We start from the raw sequence: 25,658 nt of genomic DNA, 5'->3' as shown, positions 1-25,658 counted from the left end.
TATATGTGGAATTATGAAAGAAGATTACAATTTCCGGTAAAAATCACCCAGCCCAATGCAAAACTTGCCCAAGTTATCATAAGCCAGTATGGTGGGCCTGACGGAGAGATGGGCGCTTCTATGCGTTATCTTTCGCAAAGATATGCAATGCCCTATAATGAAGTGGCCGGACTGCTCACCGATATCGGGACGGAGGAATTAGCCCATTTGGAGATGGTAGCCACAATCGTACACCAATTAACCAAAAACCTCTCTATGGAGGAAATAGAAAACTCCGGCTTTGCTAATTATTACGTAGACCATACAATAGGAATTTGGCCGCAGGCTGCCGGCGGAGTCCCCTTTAACGCCAACCAATTCCAGTCAAAGGGCGACCCCATTACTGATTTAGTAGAAGATATGGCTGCCGAGCAGAAAGCACGCTCCACATACGACAATATTTTACGTCTTATTCACGATCAGGAAGTTTGTGAACCGATTCGCTTCCTGCGTGCAAGAGAAATTGTACATTTTCAACGTTTCGGTGAAGGTCTCAGAATTGTTCAGGATAATTTGGATTCCAAGAACTTCTATGCATTTAATCCTGCGTTCGATAGGTGTAAAAATTAGTATAAGACCAAAAAAAATCGGATTTCAGCCCCAAAAGACTGAAATCCGATTCTATTTTTATATTACGTCTTATTCTATTACCAGTAGAGCCTACGCTTCTTTCAATCTGTTCTCAAGAGCCTCGAGCTGAGCATACAGTTCCTTCGGCATTTCATCGTTGAACTTTGCATAGTGTTCTTTAATAGATACAACTTCGTTCAACCACTCATCTTTGTCTACCTTCAGAAGTTCAACCATATCAGCCTCGCTTACGCTTTCAAGTCCGGAAACATCAAGCGCACCTGCCTCAGGCATAAAGCCGATAGGAGTCTTAACAGCTTTTCCTGTTCCTTCCGTTCTTTCGAAGATCCATTTCAGAACGCGGCTGTTTTCGCCGAAGCCCGGCCATAACCATTTGCCATCCTGATCCTTACGGAACCAGTTAACATAGAAGATCTTAGGAAGCTTGTCTTCGCTGGATCTCTCGCCGATATTCAACCAATGCTGTAAATATTTACATACATTGTAGCCGAAGAAAGGAAGCATCGCGAAAGGATCGCGGCGAACCTGTCCGATATTGTTGGAAATCGCTGCTGCAGTGATTTCAGAACCCATGATAGAGCCAAGGAATACACCGTGTTTCCAATCGAAGCTTTCATGGATAAGCGGAATCGTCTTAGGACGACGGCCACCGATCAAGATAGCGGAAATCGGAACGCCTGCCGGGTCTTCCCAATCGGAAGCGATGGACGGACACTGATAAGCAGGAGCCGTAAAACGAGCGTTGGGATGAGCTGCCGGAGTCTCGGAATCGGGAGTCCAGTCATTGCCCTTCCAGTCGATCAGATGAGCAGGAGCCGGTGTTCCGATGCCTTCCCACCATACATCGCCGTCATCGGTAAGCGCTACGTTCGTGAAGATCGTATTCTTCTCGATGCTGTGCATTGCGTTCGGGTTAGAATCAAAAGAGGTTCCGGGAGCAACTCCGAAGAAACCAGCTTCAGGATTGATCGCATACAAACGTCCGTCTTCGCCGAATTTCATCCATGCGATATCGTCTCCGACAGTTTCAACCTTCCAGCCCGGAATCGTAGGAACTAACATAGCGAGGTTCGTCTTGCCGCATGCGCTGGGGAACGCGCCGCAGACATATTTCGTCTTGCCTTCGGGGCTTGTCAGTTTGAGAATTAACATATGCTCTGCCAGCCATCCTTCATCGCGAGCGAGTACGGAAGCGATTCTAAGCGCAAAGCATTTCTTGCCTAAAAGAGCATTTCCGCCGTAGCCTGAGCCATAAGACCAAATAAGTCTTTCTTCCGGGAAATGGCTGATATACTTGTTTTCAATGGGTGCGCACGGCCAAGAGGAATCTGCTTGTCCTTCCGCAAGAGGTGAACCAACAGAATGTAAACAAGGAACGAATTCTCCGTCACCGAGAGCTTCTAAAACTTTTGTTCCGATACGGGTCATAATACGCATATTGACAACTACGTATGCACTATCCGTAAGTTCGATACCGATCTTGGATATGGGTGAGCCTACCGGTCCCATGGAGTAAGGAATAACATACATCGTTCTTCCCTTCATGCAGCCTGTGTATAAGCCTTTCATTGAAGCCTTCAATTCATCGGGTTCTACCCAGTTGTTTGTAACACCTGCTTCGTCTTTTGTCTTGGAAGCGATGAATGTTCTGTCCTCAACACGCGCTACGTCGGAAGCATCACTTCTGAACAAATAACATCCAGGACGTTTCTCTTCGTTCAATTTGATTGCCATACCGCTATCAACCATCATCTGCAGAAGACGTTCATTCTCTTCTTCTGATCCGTCACACCAGTAAATCTGATCCGGCTGACACATGTCGGCCATTTCTTTGACCCATGCTAATAACTTCTTGTTCTCTGTCATATTAATCTCCTTTTTATATTTTGCTCCTTGTTAATAAATGTATTGCCATAAATAGGAGCTTACTTTCGATGTCTTAAATGACTATTGATTCCTGCAGGGAATACATGTATACACTTCATTAGCTATTATAATGAAAATGATGGAAAAATGCTATAGATATCATAAAACTTTTTCAAAAATTTTATTTTTAATAATTTCTTCCATTTTTCTTATATCTTTTACAAAACCGCAAAACAAAAGCCCTATATTTATCCATTCAAAATCGAAATTAGAATTCGAATTAATAAATACTGGCCGCTACCTTTGCTCTGTTAAAAGTGTACAATATACCTACTTGTTTGTCAAATCCTTTTTGTACAATACGATAATAATCCGATGGTATTTTGTATGTATATATGGTAATAAAAGCAAAAATGTTCATCCATATGTCATGTGATAGAAACACTTTCCTATTACATAACATAACACTACACCCCTGAATGGGATGCAGTGTCATCGTTTCAGTCATTCTTATTAAAGCACCAGTGAAGGCGCGCTATATATCCGCGCTGCCAATTCAGAATCCAATAAATAAAGTCCCTTTGGGTCGCCGCCAAATAAATCGTACTTCTTTATATTCTCCTCGGCATTCTTCTCTTCTTCATTCTGTTCCTTAACGAACCAATCCAAAAACTGCATGGTTCTAAAATCCTTCAGTTCATATGCTGCACCGTAAATATCGTGAATCCTCTCCGTTACCTTCAGTTCATGTTCAAAAGCCGCAATCGTAGGCTGTCTGAAATCACTGTAGGAAGAATCCGGTGCCTTTATATCCTTAAGTACCACCTTCGCACTGTTATTTAATAAATAGTCCATAAAAAGAAGTGCGTGATCGCGTTCTTCCTGTGCCTGAATCTTAAACCAGTTTGCGAAGCCGTTCAAATTGTTATCCGCATAATAGTTGGAAATATCCAGATACAAATAAGCCGAATACAATTCATAATTTATCTGTTCCGTTATCTTTGCTGCAATTTCTTTGTTAAGCATATACCTTACCTCCTATTTTCTCTTTCTGACTTTCAAAAACTAATATATAAATATTAACACTTAAAACTCAAATATTCAATAATATCTAGCAAATTTCGGTAATAAGTCCAATTGTCGGAAAATTGCATTCTTGTAACAAAATAAAATTTATCGAATAATAATATAAAAAGGTGAATTTTAGGAACTACAATAATGAGTGACTTAAGTGCAACATGCGGGCCTAACAGAGGATGCGACTGTAATAGGCGCTGTGATCGCTGTAACGACTTCGGCATCGATAGCAGTTGTCTGATATTAATCCTTTTACTCTTTTGCTGTGGCGGCTGTGGCGGCGGCAGAAACAGATGTGATTGCTAATACTTGTCTAAGAAATCGCCGGTATTATATCGGCGGTTTCTTGTTATAAAAGCACAAATCATATAACATTTCTTCGAATTGCTTCTTCTATAAGTTTAGGTTGAATAAGCGGATATGTCCAGTTCTCTGTCAGTTCGTCCATAATATATATTTCTTCTATCTCACTGTGTAATTCCTTTTCAAACGACAGAATATTTGCAAAATACAACATACCAAAAGACTTTTCTTTTAATTTCTCATCTATCCGGGTCTGCCCCTTTACTGAATATACACATATCGGCCTGATTTCAAAATCAATGGCCCCCGTTTCTTCATAAAGCTCCCTCTTGGCAGCCGCTAAGATATCTTCCCCCTCATCCCTGTGCCCACCCGGAACCTCAAGAGTACTCCGTTCCCTATGCTTACAAAATATCCATCTTCCATTTGTCTTCGCAATGATTACAGCAAACGTAAGCAGCTCATCATCTACCTGATCATAAAAGTTAACCTCTACCATAATTATATATCACGTATAATCCAATTATCTCAGATGGTAATTGGATTTTTCCTTTCTCCCAGATTCTCTGGGCATTTTAATCCATCTCTGATATATTTGATAAGGCACTGTGGATCTGTACCTATATATTTACAGCTTTGACTGTTCCGAGGTGACTCAGACCACAGCTTTTCGTCTATTACTGTTGATCAGTTTGTTAACGCCTGACGTTTCTATTTACGTGATTACACAGCCGGATTCTCTGTGGAAGACAACAGTGCCAAAATACATATCAGGAGGTATAACTCTATGTCGATGTACTTTATTGGAATTGATATTTCCAAGTACAAACATGATTGCTGTATTATTTCAGCAACGGATCAAAAGGTTGTTTCAAAGTTTTCTATTAAAAATGATAAGGCAGGCTTTGAACAGCTACTCACTATTTTTCATTCTCTCTCCAATCCTCAGGACATAAAGATAGGGTTTGAATCAACAGCCCACTATGCCCTCAATCTTGAACTCTTCCTTGAAAATGCCAACCACAGCTTCATGGAAATTAATCCAGTTCTCATCAAGGAATACAAGAAATCCACATCTCTAAGGCGAACCAAGACCGACTCTGTTGACTGCGAATCAATAGCCCGGTGGTTAATGACTGTCGAGTACAAACCCCACTCAAAAGGATTTTACCACGCTTATTCCTTAAAGTCATTAACTCGTTTGCGTGACAGACTAGTTCGACAGCGTTCTTTTTATCTTGTAAAGATTACCAATGTGCTGGATCACACCTTCCCCGAATTCAAGCCCTTCTTTCATGAGCGTTTCTCTAAGACCGCTCTGTATCTGCTTGAAAACTACGGTTCCGCCGAAAAGATGGCAAGAATGAATTCCGCATCCTATGAGAAGCTCCGCTCTTTATCAAGGGGTAATTTTTCTCCCCAACAGTTCCTTCGGTTAAAGGAGCTTGCCGCCAATACGGTCGGTGTAAACAACTCTATTTTTGATGTGGAACGGAACAGCCTGCTCACCCTGTACCAGTCTCTCGTAAAAGAGATTGACACGCTTGAAACAGAAATCAACAAGCTGATCGAGGAAGTACATCCTCACTATATGTCTGTTCCTGGCATCGGGACTATATCTGCCGCCGTTATCTATTCGGAATATGGAGATATATCGAACTTTTCAACACCAGCCCAGATGCTCGCATTTGCAGGGATCGAACCAGGTGTAAACGATTCCGGAACAGAATCACACGGAGGAGGGATGGTAAAACATGGCTCGCCGGGGCTCCGGTATGTCCTCATCAATTGCTGCCTTCCTTTAATCCGCTTTGATATGACATTCGCCGCCTACTATGCGAAAAAACGGGGAGAAGGCAAGCCCCACAGGGTTGCTATCACTCATGTGGCAAAGAAACTTGTTAGAGTCATCCATGCATTGGAGAGGCAAGGGGTAGACTTTAACGCTCAGAAGCTCCAATAGCAGCTGTATCATAAGAACATCATTATCCCATCTGAAATACGGTGTTTTCAGATGACTTGTTTGCTATATCCTTTTTTATCACTAAAGATTTTTTTTAAAAACCCCTTGACTATTTATAGTTTGTCACCTCAAATTTTAAATTTCTAACTATAGGATACAGCCTTTGTTCCCGACTATCAACACTAAATATCCAATATGCATACATCACTTAATTCAAATTCCATAACTTCAAGTCCGCATACACTTTATATTCCACACTAAAATATTAATGTTCACCCCCTACCCCTATCTCTGTGCGTCAAATCACATAAGTCAAATCACATAAGATATCATTTCACGACCCTGAAGGACACTTTCCCAATCTCATCCCAACGTATTTCCATCTCTTCCATCAACTTCCATTGTAATCAAATTTTTTTTATGTTAGTATCTTCTTGTAACACATTTGTAACAATTACGTAATACACCCGAAATATTTCATTTCAAAGAAAGTGAGGAAATAATATGAACTTATTACCAAGCATACTCGTAGCAACAACACTTATCGGAGGAGGCAATTTTGCAGGACAATGTCCCGTAAACGTAAGCCAGCTCCAGAGCCAACTGAATAGTAACTGCCCCACCCAGCAAGTAATCGTAGGAAATTCCTCCAATCTGGAATCCGTATTGAACGGAATGGGCGTCAATACCGATTCCATTAAGGATTACTTACAGTCCGCCAATAACGGCACCAATTGTCCTACTAATCCAAGTACAAGCAACCCGGGTACCGGTACGACCACTCCCAGCACCTGCCCAACTAAACCCAGTACAAGCACACCTGGAACCGGCACAACAAAACCCGACACAAGCACACCTGGAACCGGCACAACAAAACCCGACACAAGCACGCCTGGAACTGGCACAACTACTCCCGATACAAACAATTCCGGTAATGGTACAACCACTCCCGATACGAATACACCCGGAACTGGCACAACTACTCCCGGCACAAACAATTCCGGTAACGGAAACTCCGGCACGGAAACCAATACAAATAAAAGCTATGTAGAGCAAGTCGTAGATTTAGTAAATGCCGAAAGAGCAAAAGCAGGTCTTTCCGCTCTTACGATGACCAGCGAATTGAACGCTGCAGCACAGATTCGCGCGCAAGAAACTACACAGTCCTTCTCTCACACAAGACCTGACGGAAGCTCTTTCTCATCCGTTCTTAAGGAAAGCGGAATCAGCTACCGCGGCGCTGGAGAAAACATCGCATGGGGTCAGGCTACTCCTGAAGACGTAGTAAACGCATGGATGAACTCCGAAGGACACAGAGCGAATATTTTAAATAAGAACTACACCTCCATCGGCGTAGGCTATTATTTGAACGGCAGCACCCCTTACTGGTCACAGCTGTTTACCTACTAAGAAAAACAGCAATCCTGACAAATTCAACTATCACAAATCAGAAATATTGCTCCTATATATTTCCTGATTTCAAAGACAGCGGCTTTTTCATAAAAGAAAAAGCCGCTGTCTTCAGACTGTAGACAAAGCGGAGTTAGGATGCAAATCCTAACTCTATTTTTCTTATCCATTGAGGGATTTTATATATTTGTGACCAGAAACCTGAATCAGTATCGTTTACGAGTCCTTTTCTTTCCTTCATTTTTGCCAACTTCTTTAAATTCATACAGGCAAAGGTAAGCCCGACCTTCATTTCCATCCGGGCTTTTCCAAACATCTGTGTATAGCGAAAACCATGATTCTCCTTCGCAGTTCCAAATAATCTTTCTATGGTTTCTTTTCTCTTTGCATAGAGTTCTTTCATTCCATAAGTGTGACGGATTTCTTCGCATCGCTCCAAGTACGGTTCCCAAATATGCCGTGTTACCGTTTTTACATGATCTTTGCTACCGGTACACCGGGAAAGGGAAGGACAGCTACCACAGGTCTCCCCGCAGCTCTTATATTCCCGATACCCATTCCGGTTTGTGGTCTTATAGGTCAGGATTTTATCACCGGGACACAGATAGCAGTCATAATACTCATCGTAAACATACTCGTACTTCTTAAAGAATCCTTCTTTGGTCATGGGAGCCTTGTAAGGCAGAAGCGGACGGATCCCGTCATCCATCAGAAGTTTTGCAATTGCTGGCGTTTTGTATCCGGCATCCGCCACTAGTGTTTTTATTCCTATGTTTTTTATCTTATCGTACAACTGCGGAAAGGTCCTGCTGTCATGTTCATTGCCCGGATGAATGGTATATCCAAGGATCCATCCGTTTTTATCACAGGCGGTTTCCACGGCATAGGCAAATACATGCTTATGTTCCCCTTTGCGGAACCATCCGCTTTCCGGGTCTGAGGTGCTGCACTTTATGGTCTTGGTATCCACGAAAGAAGTCTTTTGACCTTCCTCGGAAGAGCTTCCACCGGAAGGGGGACTGGGATCGTCATCCTTGTCCTTTTCGCTGTTCTCCTTCAGCGGATTCTTTCCATGGGCCTCCCGGTCCTGATTGATTTCTTTCTTTAGCAGCTCTTCGTAAAACAAAGCTTCCTCATGAGCGATCCGCTTTTGTACCCTTTTATTGTTTACCCTTGCTTTCACATGGGTGGCATCCACGAAGACTTCTGTAGGGTCCACCAGCCGGTAACGGTAACACTCGGCCAGAATCCTTGCAAAGATCTGTTCAAAAAGATCCGTATCCTTGAACCGTCTGGTATAATTCTTTCCAAAAGTAGAAAAGTGGGGAACGGGATCGATCATATCCAGTCCAAGGAACCAGCGGTAAGCTACATTTACCTGAATCTCCTTACAGGTCTGGCGCATGCTTTTAATTCCATAGAGATACTGGATAAACGGAAGCTTGATCAACATGACCGGATCCATACTGGGACGGCCGTTGTCCGGAGAGTAGGATTCCTCCACCAGTCCATAGATAAAGTTCCAGTCAATGGCTTGGTCAATGATCCGCAAAAGGTGATCCTTTGGGACCATGTCATCCATACATAGGAATTGAATCTGTTCTCTTTTTTTATCTGCATTCTGAGTCATCATAAGTATGCGCACCGCCTTATTTTGTTACTCCCATTGTACCAAAAAAGAGCCCAAAAGTCTGCATGTACACTGAACTTTTGACTCTTTTTACAGAAAAAGCCCACGCAAGTGCGTGGGACTTTGTCTACAGTCTGAAGACAGCGGCTTTTTCATAAAAGAAAAAGCCGCTGTCTTATTTAAATATTCCGTGAATATTCTTTACTCTATGAGTGTATGAGTGCTCTTTACCCCATGCACTTTTTACCCTATGGGTGTACTTTCTCTATTGGCGTTCCTTGCCCACTGCTATCTGACTTCACCCATAAAGAAAAGCGCAATTGTTCCGGGGCCCGAATGTGCTCCTACAGTAGGACCGATATGATTAATCAGAAAGCTGTCGATTCCAAATCTGGCCTTTACCTCATCTCTGACAAATTCAGCGTCCTCTAATGCATCTCCGTGGCTGATGAAAACAATATCATTTTCATCCCGATATTTTCCCATTCTTTCCTCCATGAAATCGACCAGCGCATTCAAAGATTTCTTGCGCCCCCGCACCTTGGCAATCGGAATCAAATGTCCCTCGTCGTCCACATGAAGCACCGGCTTGACTCCTACCATCGTTCCAACGATTGCCGCCGTCTTGCTCACCCGGCCGCCACGATATAAATGGTTTAAATCGTCCACCGTAAACATATGTATCAGGTGAGGAACATTTTCCTCAACCCAAGCGATAGTTTCCTCCATCGTTTTTCCTGCTTTTTTAAGCTGAACCGCCTTATGTGCAAGAAGTCCTTCTCCCATAGAAGCGCACTTCGTATCCACCACGGCAATCTTACAGTCAGGATGCTCTTCCATTACCATCTGAGCCGCAAGACATGCACTGCTATAGGTTCCGCTGAGTCCCGAAGAAAAGCATAAATAAAGCAGTTGCTTCGTTTCTTTTAAATATTCTTCGAAGTATTCCCTGCATTCCTCCGGATTGACTTGAGAGGTGGTCGTCATATTTCCTGCCCTCATGAGCTCATAGAATTCCTTCCAGTCCAACTCATGTCCTCTGCTGTAGGTCTCTCCCATTATCGTGTAGTTAAAAATCATCAGACCTAAATCGTTTTCCTCGATATAGCTTAGCGGCAAGTCTGCCGTAGTATTCGTTATGATTTTGAAATCAGACAATCCCCATTCCTCCTTATCCTATCTATATTCTTCTTATATTGTTCTATTCTATCATTCCTCGTATGAAAATTCAATTTATTGTTTTTCGGAATGAGGCAGCCTGTAACGCAGCAGCCTTTTACACAGTTGTTTCGGATTAAAGGGAATCAGCGGATACACATAACTCTTCCCCGAAACCGTTTTATTCGATACGATAGCAATCACAAATACAATAATCGCCGCAATATATCCATAGATACCGAATAGCTGAGTCAGTATCAGATTCAGTATGCGCATGAATTTCAGCGCATAGCTCAGCTCATAGTTTGGCTGAGTATAGCCGGCAATTGCCACGAATGCCATATATAACATGACCTCGCTGTTAAACCACCCGCTTTTTACAGAAAACTCCCCCAAAACGAGGGCCGCCATAATGCTCAGCGGTGTACTCAGCATACTCGGAGTATTGACCGCCGCAAGACGGAGTCCGTCTATGGCTAGCTCCAATATGAGGAACTGCCATATCAAAGGAAGGTTCATGGTTTCCTTTACTGAAATGAACTGAAAGTTAATGGGAATCCAATCGGAATGCGCCATAAGCAGCAAAAAGGTTGGTGTCACGAAATAGGTCAATATCGCGATCAGCAGCCTGGTCAAGCGAAGGTATGAGCCCGTTATCGGCGGAAAATAATAATCATCCGCCTCTTCCACGATATCGAATATCGAAGTCGGAGTAATCATGGCAGAAGGAGAATTGTCCACAAGGATAACGATATCCCCCTCCAATATCTGCGCCGAAGCAGTATCCGGACGCTCCGTGAATTTGAATTTCGGGAAAGGATTGAACCACTTTTTGTCGAAAAGACATTCCGCAAGGCTTTCCTGATTCATCGTAAGAGCATCCACCTGTATGCGCTGAATCTTCGCTTTCAGCTCCTCCAAAAAATCGTGGTCAACCCTTGCTGCCATGTAACAGAGAACGATGTCGGTCTTGGATGCTTCCCCTGCAGAAAATATCTCCATGCGAAGGTCTGTGCTCCTGATACGTCTGCGGATTAAGGCCGTATTGGACACGAGGGTTTCGACGAAGCCATCCTTCGAGCCCCTGAGCGATTTGTCTTTTTCAGGTTCTGATACGCTTCTGGCCGGATAAGTCCTCGAATCGATTAAAAGGCACTGCTCATAGCCGTCGATAAAAAGGGCAAATATTCCCGACATAATGAAATAAATAATTTTTTCCCAATCCGTTTGCAGATCCACTTCCACATAGGGGATGTTTTTCTTGGACATTTCATGGGCATTATCCGGCATTTCCTCCGGCTTCATCGCCATAAACAGCTGTAATAGCTTCTGCATGATTTCATCCTTGCAAAAACCGTCGATAAAATAAATGCAGGCTTCTCTCCCCCCCACTTGTACGACCCGGTATACGATATCATAATTTTCTCCGACTCCCAGCTCGTCATTTAAATACTTCATATTTTCTTTTAAGGAGGGCCACATTTTTTCCTGTTTTATCTGTTCCCCGCCGCTTCGCGTTCCCTTTGATTCCGTCTCCATAAAAAACTCCTTCCATTTCACCATAAAATGTGCGGTGTTCGCATTCTCATTTTATTATGTCTTGGAAAGAGCTTCTTATTCAAAACAATCTTTCGTTACTGTTTCCCGGTGCTTCCGATTCCACCTCTATCTTCGTTTTCCAAAGATTCCTTTTCCTCGAAGCAAAGACGGGGCTGATTCTCCATGATGCGGAACTGACATATTCTGTCGTTAATGGAAATATGCGTATCTCTTAAGGCATAGGCCGGCATAAACCATTGGTCGTTGTCCCCACAGTATGAGCAATCCACCACGCCCTGGTGATTGGTCTGGATGATGCCGAAGTTTTTGAAGGTGCTGCTTCTCGGAACGATGTGCGCCTCATAACCTTTCGGAAGCTCCATCGCCACGCCAAGCGGTATCAGCTTAAACTCTCCCGCCTTTATATCCGCATCTTCCGCGGCACGAAGATCAATCCAGTCGGATTTCCCCTCTATATATGTAAGTTTTTCGATTTTGTCGGTAAAATATTTAATTTTTATTGTCTTCACGTGTTGTTCTCTCCCGTCGTCCTGTGATATACAAATGGCCTTACTGCGAATAATTGCTGCAATGAAGAATCGGTACTTTAGAATCCGTTTGCATCAAAGATTTCTGTACGTCGATTACTCTCTGATTGCTGCTTCCCTTCCATAAGAGCTTCGGATCTTTCAAATCCACCTTAAATTCTCCGTCTACCAGCGCATCCACAAATTGGAGCAGCGGGTAATGAAAAATATCCTCCCACAGATCTCCCGTATACAGCCATATGGTCTTATCGGGATATCTCTCCTTGATTTCCTCCATCAGGTTACGGACATCCAATCGATTGGCCGCATGCAGCGGATCCCCTCCTGAAAAGGTAATACCGGAAATATATGACTTATCAAGCTGCGAAAAAATTTCCTGTTTCGCAGCTTCATCGAACAAAAGCCCTCCGTCCGGATCCCACGTAATAGGATTATGGCATTCCTTACAGCAATGAGAGCAGCCGGAAACCCACAAAACAACCCGCAGACCGTCCCCATTTAACATATCGTCCTTGGTAATATTGTGATACCTCATTATTTACATGCTCTTCCTTTCTGCAATTTCTGCCATTTTTGCCTCATTCAGTCTCGTATCGCCATGTACACGGGAATACGACAGATAACCGTTCATGCGCTCGATTTTCGTCAGATTCTTGCCTCCGCATACCGGGCAGACATCCATTTCCAGCTCCTGATGGCCGCAGTCATCGCAGTAAGCAAGAGATAAATTAACCCCCTCATAAAATCCCATATCCATCGCCCGCCGAATCAGGGTCTTAATCGCTTCCATATTGTAGTCGATAGGATATTTCACATATTGAATCTTACCGCCATTTGCCAGCTCCCAGAAGCGGTATTCCAAATCCTGCTTTTCGATAGGCGTAATGTCCTCGGATACGTGGCAATGGAAGCTGTTGGATACGTATTCCTTGTCCGATACGCCCTCGATGATTCCGTATTTTGCCCGAAACTGTTTTACCTGAAGTCCGCATAAATTTTCCGCCGGAGTACCGTAAATAGCATACAGGTTTCCATCCGCCTGCTTGAACTCATTAATTTTTTGATTGATGTGTTCTAAAACTTCCAGTGCGAACTGACCGTCCTCTACTAAGGACTTTCCGTTATACAGCTCCTGCAGTTCGTTAAATGCCGTAATACCGAAGCTGGCTGTAGCGGATTTCAAAATAGGCTTGATTTTGTCCATCAGCTTTAATTTTCCGCCGAGGAAACCTCCCTCACAGTATGCCAAGGGATTGGTAGACGCCCGCATTTCCCCAAGATATGCGTAGGTACGTATGTGGAGCTGGCGAATCAGATTCAGATAATAATCCAGCACCTCATAAAAATCCTTGCTCTCCTGTCTCGCCTTAGCGAGAATCATAGGAAGGTGCAGAGAAACTGCACCGATATTGAACCGGCCCACAAAAACGGGAACGTCCTTGTCATCCGCAGGGTGCATACCTCCTTTTTCATACCATGGAGATAAAAAGGCACGGCAGCCCATAGGTGAAATTACCCTGCCATACTGCTTATACATACTGGCGATATAGCCCTTTCCGGTAAGGCTCAGCCAATCGGGATACATCGTTTTCGCGGAGCATTTCACTCCTGCTTCGAAAACGTCCTCAAGGGGCTTTCCCTTTCCGTGCAGATTCTCATCATATAAAAATACGATTTTCGGGAAGAGCACCGGTTTCTTGCATTCCTTCTTACCCTGCCCTCTTCTTCTCACGTTCAACAAACAAATCGTAGCCATTTTTGCAAAGCGTCCCGTACCGATTCCCGCCGTCACCGTAATAAAGGGATAGTCCCCGCGGCTGCTGGCAACCGTATTGAACTTATATTCCCAACCTTGAAAGCCCTGTTCGAATTCCCTCAGAACGTCGGCGTAAGCCTCTGCTTCTGCTGTTTCAGTATCAATACCCAGTTTTTTATATTTCTCGATGCTCTTCTGGTAGGTCTTTTCCGCATAGGGCTCCAGTATCTTATCCACCTCGGGAACAGTGAACCCGCCGTACTGCTGGCTTGCCGCGCTGAGCACGATGTCTCCGATCACATCGAAGGCCACATCCAGAGACTTGGGCTCGTTGTACCATATGTTTCCCATTTCGAAGCCGCCGGTGAGAACGTTGCCCACATCGAACAAACAGCAGTTCATCGTGTCCCTGCGGGCGGACATGTCGTGTACGTAAATATAGCCGTCCCGGCATGCCTGAATCTCCTCTGTTGTCATGAAGAATTTCTGATATAGTTCTTTGTTGAACTGATTAAAAATAAGACTTCTCTTCGTGGATACCAAGGCGCTGTCCGTATTAGCGTTCTCCTTGTCACCCACATACATGATGGACTGGCTTTTCTTATATACATCGTCCATCATTCGCACGAAGTCCTGCTTATAGTTACGGTAATCGCGATAGCTCTTAGCAACGATGGGCTTTACCTCTTCCAAGGCACTTTCCACGATATTATGCATAATCGGAATAGGAATTTCATCCTGCCCCAAGTCCATGACTTTATCTATCACATACTGACAAATATGCTGCTTCTCTTCCTTTGTAAATTTCGTTAAGGCGCGGTACGCGCTCTTTCCTACCGCATCGACTACCTTCTGTACATTAAACGCTTCGAGGCTCCCATCCTTTTTAATGACCTTTACGTTCCTCTCCAGCTTGAATTCCTTTTCGTAATCGATTGTATTTCCTGTTGAGTTATCCTTACTCATTCCTTTGACCTCCTATCTTTTCCCCCTCTTGGTGTAAAATACGCATGACGTGCACAACCCTCTCTAAAATGCCCGTAATGCGTATACATATCCATTCTCACTATATATGGTAACAAATATGTAAATCCATCCAATATTTTGTGGTATACATAGTATAAAATACTAAACTATAAGTGTCAATGTTTGTACCGGAGAAAATTTAACAAAAAAAGAAGGGGTATTTTGTACCAAATAACCATTCTTTTTTTTGCTTGCTATCCAAAAAATTAATTGTTTTTTATTTTACAATCATGCCTGAACGTTCAACCGCATTTACCGCTTCTTCGATTTCTTCCACCGGTATGGTGAGCGCAAATCGAACATGTCCCCTGCCAAGAGTGCCAAAACTGCTTCCGGGAGTGCAGAGTACACCTGACTTTTCCAAAAGCTCCATAACGAACTCCACATCGTCCTCATAGCCTTCCGGTATGGCTCCCCACGCGAACATAGCTCCCTCGCTGTCGGGGATATTCCAGCCGATGGAACGGAGCCCGCCGCAGAGCGCATCCCTGCGTCTTTGATATTCCCTGCACTGTTCCTTTATCATATTGTCCGGTCCGTTCAATGCTGCAATAGCGCCGTACTGCACCGGAAGAAAGGTTCCGTAATCGATCTGAGAACGGAGTCTTTTAAAATTGGTTACTATTTCTTCATTTCCTACCAAAAATCCCATTCTGGCACCGGTGTAGTTATAGGATTTGGACAGCGAATAAAACTCCGCACAGACCTCCTTCGCTCCTGGTATGGACAGAATCGAAATACCCTCCCTCCCGTCGTATATGATGTCGGAATAAGCGTTATCGTGAATAATGATGATATTATGCTCCTTCGCCCAGGGAATGAGGCGTTCATAAAAGCTTTTCGGAGCCGTCCTGCAAATCGGATTCATCGGATAGGAAACTATCATGAATTTCGTTTTTCTAAGAAGCTCCTTATCCATTCCCTCTAAATCAGGAAGATAACCGTTTTCTTCATACAAGTCATACGGAACCAGCTTGGCGCCTGCAAGGGCAGGACCGATTGAGAATATGGGATAACCCGGATTAGGAACTAACACCACGTCCCCCTCATCGCATAAAGTCAGTCCAATATGAGTAATTCCTTCCTGCGATCCGTAAACAGACATAATTTCCTCCGCCTTGAGCACTACACCGTAGCGCCTTTTAAAACGGCCTATGACTGATTCGGTCAACTGCGGCAAATCCACAAGGGCATATTTGTAGTTGTCCGGCTCCATCGCAGCCTGTGCCACTGCGTCCATAATATGCTTCGCCGGTTTAAAATCAGGAGTGCCCACCGATAGGTTGTATACCTTACGCCCCTGCGCTAAAAATTCATTCTTTTTCTCATTTAATACTTGAAAAATTCCTTCTTCGAAGTCCTTCATCCTCGACGCGGCTTTAAGCTCCATGTTTCATCACTCATTGAAAGGCCGAAATAGCTTTATCCGGTCTTTTACCTTTCATATTGTTCTATAATTTTTTTCAGATATTCCTCATACTGCATTACCACCGATGGGGGGGAAAGAAGCCGGACCTCCGCTCCGAGTCCCGTGACCCACCCGAAAAACTGCTCGCTGACAGCCACCTTTACCCTTACCGAAAAAGTGCTCCTTTTTGTCTTTTTTAAATCCACGTCTTTTCCAAATCTGTCAACGACCACTCCCAACAGCCTGTCGGGCATCTGCAAAGCGACAGTTACCTCCTCACCGCTGAACATTCCGAAGGTCTTATTCGTATATGCCCCTATGTCGAAACGCCCGAACGAGCCTATCCCTTCTCTCGGTTCACCGGGAAGCAACTCGATCCCACCCATCTTATCCACCCGGTAATGCTTGATCTTATCCGCATGTTTATCATAGGCTATCAGATAGTAATTCTCATCCTGCCATGTCAGGGCCCATGGACTGATGCAATATTTAACTCCTTCTTTCCGGGGCTTTAACTTTTTCTCCAGCGTCCAGTCCAAATATTGAAAAGAAATCTGAATATTCTCTTGAATGGCTCTATGTATGTGATCGATATTATAATAGATACTTTCGTTCTCCGCCTTGATGCGTCCCGCCACATATACCTGGCGCCGGAGCTGTCCGGCATCATGCTGCCCCGCAAGGTATTCCAGCTTCTCAATCAGTTCCCGGGACTTTTTGGCGGTGATAAACCTGGATGACTGTACGGCATCTACCAAAAGTTTTAACTCCGGCAGTTCGAATTCCCTCTCAGCGAGGAAATACCCTCCCCCTCGCTTTACTTTGGTATAGACAATATTATATCCGAACTTCACAAGAAGGGAAATATCGCTGTAAATAGATTTCCGCTCTGCTGTGACACCGTATTTTGCCAGCTCGTCGATCAGCATCTTTGTCGGCATTGGATGTTCTTCATCTGTTTGCTCATTCAATATCCTTGTAATATATAAGAGCTTTAATTTCTGTTCCGATGATTTGGGCATCTTACCGCTCCTCTTTCAAAACAGATATAATGTCTTGCAAGTTCTTAATTTCATAATCGATTCTAACCTCAGACTCATTCTTAAGCCCTCCGGGATTATACCAGCAAGTAACAAGTCCGGCATTGTTTCCTCCAAGCATATCGCTGCTTAAGGAATCTCCTACGATAATAACTTTCTCTTTGTCAAAATCCTGAATGCGGGAAAAACATCTGTCGAAATATTCCTTCTGAGGCTTAGGAACGCCTATTTCCTCCGAAACAAAAATATCCTCTACCAATTGATCAAGTCCTGACAGCTTCAACTTCTTCCTTTGAGTATGAGTAACTCCGTTGGTTACGAGATATTGTCTGTACTGCCCCTTTAGCTGCTTCACCAGCTCATAGGAATCATCCTGATAATAATATACGCTGCCTAACGCATCCGCATAATGCATTTGAAACTCCTCCGGTTCCACCCCGGTTACTCCAATTTGTGAAAAAAACGCACGGAACCGCTCTACCAACGCTTCCTTTTTCGTAATTTCCCCTTTTTCGATGCGTTTCCAGAAGCCTTCATTGATTCCTGAATACATTGCTACGATTTCGTCCGTTACCTTCAGTCCGAACAGTCCGAAACAATACCGGACCGCATAGTTTTCGGAACGTTTAAAATCCAATAAGGTCTGGTCCACATCCCACAATATGATTTCAAATTTTCCCATATCCGCCTCTTTCTCACTCATATTCTCATGGGCGAAAGCATTTATTATGTTACTGTTCACTCCGTTCTCAGTAACGCATGATTTCTGCATTTAAAATTCGCTCCGCGAAGCAGAAATCATCTCTTGCATCACGTTCTTACGCAGCTTAACAGCAAGTGTTAAGCTGCTGTGTGAACAGTAACTTCATTACTGCTCCTGCACAAAATCTTCAAGCAATTCATCCCCATCCGCTGCCGATGTTGCTAACCTGTCGCAGCGTTCGTTTTCCGGATGTCCATCGTGTCCTTTTACCCATGTAAATTTCACCTGATGCTGCTTTTTCGCTTCCAGCAAGCGTTTCCACAAATCCACATTTTTTACCGGCTTATTCCCGCTGGTCTTCCAGTTCTTCTTAAGCCAGCCCTCCATCCAATGCTGATTGAAGGCATCGGTAACATATTTGGAGTCCGATATTACTTCCACCTCACAAGGCTTGTTCAGCGCTTCCAGTCCTACGATTACTGCCATCAGCTCCATCCGGTTATTGGTAGTCTTCTTATAACCTGCCGAATATTCCCGCTCATGCAGGGTTCCTTTCCCATCCACATACTGCAGGACGGTTCCATAGCCTCCCGGCCCCTCAGGGTTCCCCCTTGCGGATCCATCCGTATATATCTTTACATTCATTTTTATTGTCCATTCCTTTCAGGCAGTCTACTCGTGGGCCTTCCAAACACCCTTTGCAATGAATTCCTCCGCCAGATTCTCCGCGCTGCGAGTAATATCCTCATCATATCCCATGACGCGCAAAAGCTTAATGGCGTTACGGGTCGTGGCCCGTCCATCCATAAGCCTGTAATTAAATACTACGTCGTCCCCCTGTATTTCCTCCTCGAAATGATAATTATCATAATCATTCTCAAGCAGATGCGTCAGTTCTATATCGTGTGTGGCCGCAAAGCAGATAACATTTCCCTTGGCAAGGCTCTTTAGTATCTGTGTAGACGCCGCGATACGTTCCACTGTATTCGTTCCCCGCAGCACCTCGTCCACAAAACAAAGCACTTTATTCCCGCAAAAGCAGCGCGCCGAATCCAAGTTCTCCCGATCCTGGCCGCGGTCCGCAGACTCCGCCTGATTGAGTATTCGCTTCAAGGACTTTATCTCCACAATATAATAGCTGTCTCCTCCTGACAAATCGTCCCGAAGAGCCATAGAAGACATTATGCGATAGGGACTGCCGCTATAGCTGTCCGCCAGACAGGTATGTATCGTCTGGGCCAGAATGGCGTTCAGAGAGACCGTTTTTAAAAAGGTGGATTTACCCGACGCGTTGGAACCGGTAAGCAGGATTCCCCGTTTCGTAGATATGCTGTTTTTTACCGGATTATCAATTAAAGGATGATACATATTCTCTATATGCAGTCCCTCATAGTCGTTTAGCTCAGGAAGACAGTAGGCCCCTCCTAAGGAGGTACGATACGCCCCCACTGCGATGGCTGCCTCCATATAGCCGCTGATGGTGAGCATCCTGTCGATGGTGTCGATATTCTTCCTCACCTCTGCCAACATATTGTTAAATTTGATCAGGTCCAGATGAAAGGTCATGCGGACATAATCCAATAAGACCTCTATTGGATTGCCGGACGCGCTCATTCTGGCAGAAGACATAATAATATAAGATCCCGATTTGAACCTGCTCATTTTCTTCCGGCAAGCTTTCAGCTCTTCCATTTCCTCTTCAAACCCCTCTGAAGAAAGCCTTACGATATCATCTACGCTCCGAAGCAGCCTCAGTATGTAGCCAAAGCTGGTAATATACGGCTCGATTTCATTCTTGATTTTAAAATATACGATAATATTTCTGCAAATAAAAAATAAAAGAAGCACTACACCTGCCGACACGGAAAAAAACATGGCAAGAAGGGAAAACAAAATTCCCAAATCTCCCCAATAATGCTTCTTATTGCTTCTTTCTCCCAATAAATCCAAATAGTTCAGATAATCATAAATAGAATGTTTTCCCGTCCGTCCAAGCTTTGCAAAAAAAACTTGAAATTTTATTCTCTCCTCTTCGTGCTCCATAAAAAAACGAATATGTTTCTCCAATCGCTCTATCTTACCCGTATCCTGAGCCGGAGTTCTCAGCAGATGATATAAATATTCCTCTCCTGCCGCAGAATACGCATAATTCATCTTCTTAAAGATGCTGTCCATATTTAAATCATTCCACGTAATATCATCGACATAATAGCCCTTCGCCTCATGTCTTCTGAAATAGCAGGAAATCCTTTCAAACTCCTCCGGCTTAATTTCTTCCCTCCTCGGCAGAGTACCGTAATTATTCCGAAGCCATACGATGAAATCAGCCCTTTTCTTCCTATCATCCAAAAAACCCTTGAACATAATCAGCACGATAAAAGCCAATATGGTCAAGGCAAAAATTAAATATTCCATAAATCGAATTCCTGTCCCGGTGCGCTTATATCCGCAATGTGATTGCTGTATGCTGCACCGATTTGAGTTTTTTTATACTTACCGATATAACCGTATTCTTCCCACATATGTATGGGAAAAACCATCTTCGCCTTTGTGTTTTCAAGGAAATAATCCATTCCCCAGCCATAAGCAGCTCCAAGCCTTGGATCCAAGGGCACAAAAGCAGCGTCAAGGCTTATGCCCTTTATGCTGTCTATTTCCCTTTTGTAATTTTTCTCCATATCCTCGTTGAAGGGGGACGGCTCTCCCTCCCAATGCCACCAATTCAAATCCCCTGCATGATAAATACACTTTCCCTCCACATTCACAATAAAAGCTACACCCGCATCCGTAGAACGAAGCGTGCGTATTTCCATATCGCCGAATTGTATGGTTTTGTTTTTTCCCACGTTCATTATCTTTTTCCTCGCGGCAGGGGCTACATGGTTTCTCTCCAAGTAGCTCTCGCTAAGCTTCACGTCACTGCCCAAGAAAAAATGTATATTTTTATATTGACTGACCAAGTCGAAAATTTTCAAACTAAAATGATCCTTGTGCTTATGAGACGCAAACACATATATTGGTTTTTCCGGCTCCCACTCCGGCAACTTCCCTATATAATAATCAAACAACAGTACACATTGCTCCAATTCAACGGAAAATCCGCTGTGATAAATATAAGTCACCTTCATATTTTTTCTTCTCTTCCCGTTTTCCTCTCTTGATTTTATATCTATCTTAATCGGTTTATAATTTCATTTGCCTTTTCATAAATGGACAAAGCTTCGTCCTTTAGATAAAATTCTCCGTTACGGTAAAGAATGCGTCCGTGAATCATCGTCATTTTTACATTCTGCTTACTTGCGCTGTATACAATATTTTTCGCAATATTATTGATGGGCTGCATATTTGGCTGGCACAAATCGATCATGATGATGTCTGCCAGTTTATCCTGTGCCAGTATGTCGGCATTCTCCAGATGCATCGCCTTTGCGCCGTTTACCGTAGCCATCTTCAAAACCTCCATGGCATCTACTGCAGAAGCGTCCTTTTCCCGAAGCTTTGCAAGACCGGTAACGAGGAACATCTCCCGAAACATATCGAGACAATTATTGCTGGCCGGGCCGTCCGTACCTATAGCGATATTGAGCCCGGCCTTCAGAAAGTCGTTAATTGGTGCGATTCCGCTGGCAAGCTTCGTATTGGAACCCGGGTTCGTAATAACATGTATATTCTTTTTCTGAAAAAGGTCGATTTCTTCTTCGGTCAGATATACGCAGTGATAAGCCCCGCCGCCGTACTCGAACATCCCGAGAGAATCGAGGAACATTCCGGGTGTCAGGCCATAGCGCTCCACGCAGCCTGCAACCTCCTCCTCTGTCTCCGCTAAATGTACATAAACTGGAGCCTTCAAACGCTTCGCCATGGACGCGATATCCTGTATCAGTTCCTTAGAGCAGGTATATTCCGCATGAAAGCCGGGAAGGAAGCTAATTAACGGGGCTTTGCCGTTCAGTTCTCCATACCATTTCTCCATCGCTTCCACTGATTGGCTGAAGTTGTTCACCGCTCCCGTCAGCACACATCGCATCCCCGTATCGCTGCATGCCCTCGCTACGGACTCGGGCGTCAAGTACATATCAAAAATAGATGTAATACCACTGGTCAGGTATTCTAACACTGCCAGCTTGGTCAGATGATAAATATCTTCCGGTGACATCTTAGCCTCTATGGGAAATACTTGTTTATTCAACCACTCATGCAGCGGAAGATCGTCTGCAAAGGAACGAAGAAGGGTCATCCCTGAATGAGTATGGGCATTTTTAAAGCCCGGCATCAGCAGATTTCTCTCGCAGTCGATTTCCTCATCCCATATCATACATGTGATATTTCTCCGACGATAGAACTCGTCCATATTCAGCCCATCGCCTACATAAATAATCTTCTCATCGCCGACCCATACTTCTCCCTCGAAAATAGGCGCGTTCTCCTCCATCGTCAATATTCTCGCGTTATAAAAACGAATATTCATAGCGGTACAGACTCCCTTCTTATAAGTGTTCTTTATTCATCATGAATGTTTTTTACTCATTATAAGCGCTTTTTACTCATTATGGGTGTTTTTTACCCATTTCTTATATCAAATTGGCCGGCCCGAAACTGTCCGGCAATAGCGATTCCAGCATCCTCACATAATAATCATCCGGAGACTTGGCCACGATGATTTCGAAATCATCCGGTCTGCAGAACTCGGCCATTACCTGTCTGCATACGCCACAAGGCGCTGCATATCCGGTTATTTCTTCCCGCGCCGACGGGTTTCCTTCCGGTGCCCCCACGATAGCAATCGCCGCAAAGGCCCTTTCCCCTTCGCTTACCGCTTTAAAAAAAGCAGTACGCTCCGCGCAATTCGTCGGCCCATAGGCAGCATTTTCTATATTGCAGCCCCGATAAATCCGTCCTTCCTTCGTGAGAAGCGCTGCTCCCACCATAAAATGTGAATAAGGCACATAGGCCATCTTCCTGGCCTCCAACGCTTCCTTTATCAGGGTTTCTCTCGTTTCTTTATCTGTCACTTCGCTTCAAAGCCTCCATCTCGTGGGAAATCTTCACGCTTATATTTTAAAACCGTTTTACGCTCTCCGACACCAGCTTGGTAAATAAAGGTGCCGCCTTATCCGCAGCTTCCTGTACTTCCACATGGGTCAAAGGGTTCTCCGTCATGCCCGCCGCCAAATTACACACGCAGGATATTCCGCAGATCCGCATGCCCATATGATTCGCCACGATTGCTTCCACTACCGTGCTCATTCCTACCGCATCTCCTCCTAAAGTACGTATCATGCGTATTTCTGCTGGAGACTCGAAAGAAGGACCCGTAAGCTGAACGTAAACACCCTCTTTCATAGGCACACCACTCTCCCTGGCAGCTTCCCTCAAAATATCTTGCAAATCCCTATCGTAAACAGTACTCATATCGGGGAAACGAGTTCCTAACTCCTCTATATTCGCTCCAATTAACGGATTCGGTGCAAAGCAGGAAATCTGATCGGTAATCAGCATTAAATCTCCCGCCTTAAAATCATAGTTCACGCCGCCGGAAGCGTTGGTCAAAAACAAAATCTCCGCGCCCATCAGCTTCATCAGGCGAATGGGAAGCACCACATCCGATATCGGATAGCCTTCATAAAAATGTACTCTTCCTTTCATACATACTACCGGCACATCCCCTACATATCCGAAGATAAATTTACCGGCATGTCCCGGAACGGTAGAAACCGGAAAGCCTTCTATCTCGCTGTAGGAAAGCTCTGCCTCCACTTCAATGGTATCGGCGAAATCTCCCAACCCGGAGCCTAACACGATAGCTGCCTTCGGTTTGAAATCCACCTTTTCTTTAAAACTTTCAAAGCATTTCATCAATTTATCATAGCTCGCATTCATTTCGTATACCTCCATCTTTTTATATTATTTTGCTTTTCAGAAGTAATTATTGCCCTTTATTTTATAGAACATCGATGAAATAAATATAACACGAGTTCCATAATTTGTACACATTACGCAGAAAAAAAGTAACTGCCCTGCCGCCTCCGGCAAAACAGTTACTCCTTGAAATTTTTATATGATAATACAAACCATTCCGCCATTACTGTCATTCACTATCTTCTGCATGGTTTCCTGAAGTTTTACCTGACTCTCTTCGCCGATCATCGCAATTTTTCCCGTGATTCCGTCATTTACAAGCTGTTCCACCGTCTTTCCGAAAATATTGGTTTCCCACATTCCTTCTTCGCTTGTTCCAGCTTCGGAAATATAACGGATCAAATCCTGCGCCTGTTCCTCGGTTCCTACGATGGGAGAAATTTCCGTTTCGATATTCGCCCGTATCATATGGATGCTGGGACTTTCCGCTTTGATTTTTACACCGAACTTATTCCCGTGACGGATGATTTCCGGTTTATCCAAAGTGATTTCGCCTCTTTCAGGAGTTACCACTCCATAGCCCTTGCCTCGAACAGAATCCACTGCATGAAGAACCTTTACATATTCCGTTTTCATCTTCGCCATTTCCCTCAGAACGGATAACAACTGGTATTCGCTTGTGATGTTTTCTCCGATTAAATCGCTTAACATTTCATAATAGAAAGAATCATCTACATCCACTGCCACCGTAACACAGCCGGTAGCCATGTCGATTCCCTCCACCTTGCACTTGCGCAGATAGTCGCTTTCTATCTGAATTCCGCCGGATACCACGTCCTTTACACAACCTATCTGCCCGATGAGCTCTCTTATCTTCGTAATGATGTCAGCCTTCATTCTATGGGTATTCGGAAGCATCTCCACCCACTTGGGCATATAGAACTCCACCATAGTAAGCGGAAATTCGTAGAGTATCTTTTCCATAATTCCATTGATGTCTTCCTTTTTCAATTGCTCGCAGTTTACGGGCATCGCGCTGACCTGATATTTCCTGCCCACTTCCTCCGCCAATTTGATAGCGCTCTCCGAATAGGGCTTCTCCGTGTTTACTAATACGATAAACGGTTTATGTATTCTCTTAAGCTCCTGAATGGTTCTCTCCTCTGCCGGTAAGTAATTTTCTCTTGGAAGCTCTCCGAAGCTGCCGTCACAGGTTATGACGATGCCTATAGTGGAATGGTCATTAATTACCTTGCGCGTACCGATTTCCGCTGCCTGTGTAAAGGGAATTTCCTCCGCAGACCAAGGCGTCTTTACCATCCGCTCCATATCCTCTTCCATATGACCGCTGGCGCCTTCTACCATATAGCCTACGCAGTCAATCAGGCGGACATTAACATTGATGTCCTCACCAAGAGAAATCCTGGCAGCTTCTTTCGGAATAAACTTCGGCTCTGTGGTCGTAATAGTCCTTCCGCCGGAGCTTTGGGGCAGTTCATCCTGTGCTCTTGTCTTTTCATGTTCATCTGTCATATAGGGCAAAACCATAATATCCATAAAACGTTTGATAAACGTAGACTTACCGGTTCTGACCGGTCCCACCACCCCTATGTAGATTTCTCCTCCGGTTCTAAATTGTATGTCTTTGTATAAATTATGTGTATGTGAAGCGTCCATAAAAAAAGTTTCCCCTTCCATATTTGCTGTTACAATATATGCAAGGGGAAAAAACATTATTCTTA

At 44.1% G+C, this 25,658-nt stretch carries 22 protein-coding genes; 3 read left to right on the top strand and 19 right to left on the bottom strand.

Annotation, left to right across the window (positions count from 1 at the left end; genetic code table 11):
- Positions 1-3 precede the first annotated feature (3 nt).
- Positions 4-609, top strand: coding sequence for a manganese catalase family protein (locus CC90_RS0106350; RefSeq protein WP_031389958.1), 606 nt, complete (start codon positions 4-6; stop codon positions 607-609).
- 90 nt (positions 610-699) lie between these two features.
- Here CC90_RS0106350 and CC90_RS0106345 read toward each other — a convergent pair whose 3' ends face one another.
- The 3 genes from CC90_RS0106345 to CC90_RS0106330 all read right to left on the bottom strand — a co-directional run bounded on the left by CC90_RS0106345 (position 700) and on the right by CC90_RS0106330 (position 4,375).
- Positions 700-2,496: a phosphoenolpyruvate carboxykinase (GTP) gene (locus CC90_RS0106345; RefSeq protein WP_031389957.1), complete on the bottom strand. Its 1,797-nt coding sequence runs from the start codon at positions 2,494-2,496 to the stop codon at positions 700-702.
- Between the two features lie 513 nt (positions 2,497-3,009).
- On the bottom strand, positions 3,010-3,522 hold the full coding sequence (locus CC90_RS0106335) for a ferritin (RefSeq protein ID WP_031389955.1): 513 nt from the start codon (positions 3,520-3,522) through the stop codon (positions 3,010-3,012).
- 415 nt (positions 3,523-3,937) lie between these two features.
- Positions 3,938-4,375: an NUDIX hydrolase gene (locus tag CC90_RS0106330; RefSeq protein WP_031389954.1), complete on the bottom strand. Its 438-nt coding sequence runs from the start codon at positions 4,373-4,375 to the stop codon at positions 3,938-3,940.
- Positions 4,376-4,663: 288 nt separating this feature from the next.
- On the opposite strand from CC90_RS0106330, the gene CC90_RS0106325 reads away from it, so the two are divergent.
- Together CC90_RS0106325 and CC90_RS22970 are read left to right on the top strand one after the other, a co-directional pair.
- Positions 4,664-5,839: an IS110 family RNA-guided transposase gene (locus CC90_RS0106325; RefSeq protein WP_031389953.1), complete on the top strand. Its 1,176-nt coding sequence runs from the start codon at positions 4,664-4,666 to the stop codon at positions 5,837-5,839.
- Between the two features lie 504 nt (positions 5,840-6,343).
- Complete coding sequence (locus tag CC90_RS22970) at positions 6,344-7,249, top strand: CAP domain-containing protein (RefSeq protein WP_051869308.1); 906 nt, start codon at positions 6,344-6,346, stop codon at positions 7,247-7,249.
- Positions 7,250-7,382: 133 nt separating this feature from the next.
- Here the strand turns inward: CC90_RS22970 and CC90_RS22170 are convergent, their stop codons facing one another.
- From CC90_RS22170 to spoIVA, 16 genes are all read right to left on the bottom strand, one after another.
- Complete coding sequence (locus CC90_RS22170) at positions 7,383-8,882, bottom strand: IS1182 family transposase (RefSeq protein WP_242843254.1); 1,500 nt, start codon at positions 8,880-8,882, stop codon at positions 7,383-7,385.
- Between the two features lie 285 nt (positions 8,883-9,167).
- The gene (locus tag CC90_RS0106310) at positions 9,168-10,037 is read right to left on the bottom strand and encodes a DegV family protein (protein ID WP_031389951.1); all 870 of its coding nucleotides are present in this window, start codon (positions 10,035-10,037) and stop codon (positions 9,168-9,170) included.
- A gap of 75 nt (positions 10,038-10,112) precedes the next feature.
- Positions 10,113-11,519 carry a spore germination protein gene (locus CC90_RS0106305; protein ID WP_031389950.1) on the bottom strand — a complete coding sequence of 469 codons (1,407 nt, stop codon included), beginning with the start codon at positions 11,517-11,519 and terminating at the stop codon, positions 10,113-10,115.
- A gap of 152 nt (positions 11,520-11,671) precedes the next feature.
- Positions 11,672-12,106, bottom strand: a complete 435-nt coding sequence (locus CC90_RS0106300) for a dUTP diphosphatase (RefSeq protein WP_031389949.1) — start codon at positions 12,104-12,106, stop codon at positions 11,672-11,674.
- Between the two features lie 40 nt (positions 12,107-12,146).
- Positions 12,147-12,659 carry an anaerobic ribonucleoside-triphosphate reductase activating protein gene (gene nrdG, locus CC90_RS0106295; RefSeq protein ID WP_031389948.1) on the bottom strand — a complete coding sequence of 171 codons (513 nt, stop codon included), beginning with the start codon at positions 12,657-12,659 and terminating at the stop codon, positions 12,147-12,149.
- Between the two features lie 3 nt (positions 12,660-12,662).
- Positions 12,663-14,846, bottom strand: coding sequence for an anaerobic ribonucleoside-triphosphate reductase (gene nrdD, locus CC90_RS0106290; protein ID WP_242843253.1), 2,184 nt, complete (start codon positions 14,844-14,846; stop codon positions 12,663-12,665).
- 277 nt (positions 14,847-15,123) lie between these two features.
- Positions 15,124-16,296, bottom strand: a complete 1,173-nt coding sequence (locus CC90_RS0106285; RefSeq protein ID WP_031389946.1) for a pyridoxal phosphate-dependent aminotransferase — start codon at positions 16,294-16,296, stop codon at positions 15,124-15,126.
- Between the two features lie 44 nt (positions 16,297-16,340).
- Positions 16,341-17,336, bottom strand: coding sequence for a helix-turn-helix transcriptional regulator (locus CC90_RS0106280; protein WP_031389945.1), 996 nt, complete (start codon positions 17,334-17,336; stop codon positions 16,341-16,343).
- Between the two features lies 1 nt (position 17,337).
- On the bottom strand, positions 17,338-18,126 hold the full coding sequence (locus tag CC90_RS0106275) for a YjjG family noncanonical pyrimidine nucleotidase (RefSeq protein ID WP_051869307.1): 789 nt from the start codon (positions 18,124-18,126) through the stop codon (positions 17,338-17,340).
- A gap of 96 nt (positions 18,127-18,222) precedes the next feature.
- Positions 18,223-18,702, bottom strand: a complete 480-nt coding sequence (rnhA, locus tag CC90_RS0106270) for a ribonuclease HI (protein WP_031389943.1) — start codon at positions 18,700-18,702, stop codon at positions 18,223-18,225.
- 27 nt (positions 18,703-18,729) lie between these two features.
- On the bottom strand, positions 18,730-20,472 hold the full coding sequence (locus CC90_RS0106265; RefSeq protein WP_031389942.1) for a MutS-related protein: 1,743 nt from the start codon (positions 20,470-20,472) through the stop codon (positions 18,730-18,732).
- Positions 20,460-21,185, bottom strand: a complete 726-nt coding sequence (locus tag CC90_RS0106260) for an MBL fold metallo-hydrolase (RefSeq protein ID WP_031389941.1) — start codon at positions 21,183-21,185, stop codon at positions 20,460-20,462. Before CC90_RS0106260 ends, CC90_RS0106265 begins: the two co-directional genes overlap by 13 nt.
- A gap of 41 nt (positions 21,186-21,226) precedes the next feature.
- Positions 21,227-22,525, bottom strand: a complete 1,299-nt coding sequence (locus CC90_RS0106255; RefSeq protein ID WP_031389940.1) for an amidohydrolase — start codon at positions 22,523-22,525, stop codon at positions 21,227-21,229.
- Positions 22,526-22,628: 103 nt separating this feature from the next.
- The gene (locus CC90_RS0106250; RefSeq protein ID WP_031389939.1) at positions 22,629-23,069 is read right to left on the bottom strand and encodes a cytidine deaminase; all 441 of its coding nucleotides are present in this window, start codon (positions 23,067-23,069) and stop codon (positions 22,629-22,631) included.
- A 46-nt stretch (positions 23,070-23,115) separates the two neighbouring features.
- A complete protein-coding gene (locus CC90_RS0106245; RefSeq protein WP_031389938.1) occupies positions 23,116-23,937 on the bottom strand; it encodes a purine-nucleoside phosphorylase in 822 nt (273 codons plus the stop codon).
- 174 nt (positions 23,938-24,111) lie between these two features.
- A complete protein-coding gene (gene spoIVA / locus CC90_RS0106240) occupies positions 24,112-25,593 on the bottom strand; it encodes a stage IV sporulation protein A (RefSeq protein ID WP_031389937.1) in 1,482 nt (493 codons plus the stop codon).
- Positions 25,594-25,658 lie beyond the last annotated feature (65 nt).

It is taken from the genome of Kineothrix alysoides (genome assembly GCF_000732725.1).
GTDB lineage: Bacteria > Bacillota > Clostridia > Lachnospirales > Lachnospiraceae > Kineothrix > Kineothrix alysoides.
This window is presented reverse-complemented; position numbering and strand designations above follow the sequence as displayed.

Bases quoted from the DNA above. Each gene is read 5' to 3' on its own strand.
- CC90_RS0106260 (WP_031389941.1), bottom strand. From the start codon at position 21,185: ATGAAGGTGACTTATATTTATCACAGCGGATTTTCCGTTGAATTGGAG.
- CC90_RS0106330 (WP_031389954.1), bottom strand. From the start codon at position 4,375: ATGGTAGAGGTTAACTTTTATGATCAGGTAGATGATGAGCTGCTTACG.
- CC90_RS0106325 (WP_031389953.1), top strand. From the start codon at position 4,664: ATGTCGATGTACTTTATTGGAATTGATATTTCCAAGTACAAACATGAT.
- CC90_RS0106255 (WP_031389940.1), bottom strand. From the start codon at position 22,525: ATGAATATTCGTTTTTATAACGCGAGAATATTGACGATGGAGGAGAAC.
- CC90_RS22970 (WP_051869308.1), top strand. From the start codon at position 6,344: ATGAACTTATTACCAAGCATACTCGTAGCAACAACACTTATCGGAGGA.
- CC90_RS0106280 (WP_031389945.1), bottom strand. From the start codon at position 17,336: ATGCCCAAATCATCGGAACAGAAATTAAAGCTCTTATATATTACAAGG.
- CC90_RS0106275 (WP_051869307.1), bottom strand. From the start codon at position 18,126: ATGCAGAAATCATGCGTTACTGAGAACGGAGTGAACAGTAACATAATA.
- CC90_RS0106245 (WP_031389938.1), bottom strand. From the start codon at position 23,937: ATGAATGCGAGCTATGATAAATTGATGAAATGCTTTGAAAGTTTTAAA.
- CC90_RS22170 (WP_242843254.1), bottom strand. From the start codon at position 8,882: ATGATGACTCAGAATGCAGATAAAAAAAGAGAACAGATTCAATTCCTA.
- nrdD (WP_242843253.1), bottom strand. From the start codon at position 14,846: ATGAGTAAGGATAACTCAACAGGAAATACAATCGATTACGAAAAGGAA.
- CC90_RS0106345 (WP_031389957.1), bottom strand. From the start codon at position 2,496: ATGACAGAGAACAAGAAGTTATTAGCATGGGTCAAAGAAATGGCCGAC.
- nrdG (WP_031389948.1), bottom strand. From the start codon at position 12,659: ATGAGGTATCACAATATTACCAAGGACGATATGTTAAATGGGGACGGT.
- CC90_RS0106335 (WP_031389955.1), bottom strand. From the start codon at position 3,522: ATGCTTAACAAAGAAATTGCAGCAAAGATAACGGAACAGATAAATTAT.
- CC90_RS0106350 (WP_031389958.1), top strand. From the start codon at position 4: ATGTGGAATTATGAAAGAAGATTACAATTTCCGGTAAAAATCACCCAG.
- CC90_RS0106305 (WP_031389950.1), bottom strand. From the start codon at position 11,519: ATGTGGCCCTCCTTAAAAGAAAATATGAAGTATTTAAATGACGAGCTG.
- CC90_RS0106285 (WP_031389946.1), bottom strand. From the start codon at position 16,296: ATGGAGCTTAAAGCCGCGTCGAGGATGAAGGACTTCGAAGAAGGAATT.
- CC90_RS0106265 (WP_031389942.1), bottom strand. From the start codon at position 20,472: ATGGAATATTTAATTTTTGCCTTGACCATATTGGCTTTTATCGTGCTG.
- rnhA (WP_031389943.1), bottom strand. From the start codon at position 18,702: ATGAATGTAAAGATATATACGGATGGATCCGCAAGGGGGAACCCTGAG.
- spoIVA (WP_031389937.1), bottom strand. From the start codon at position 25,593: ATGGACGCTTCACATACACATAATTTATACAAAGACATACAATTTAGA.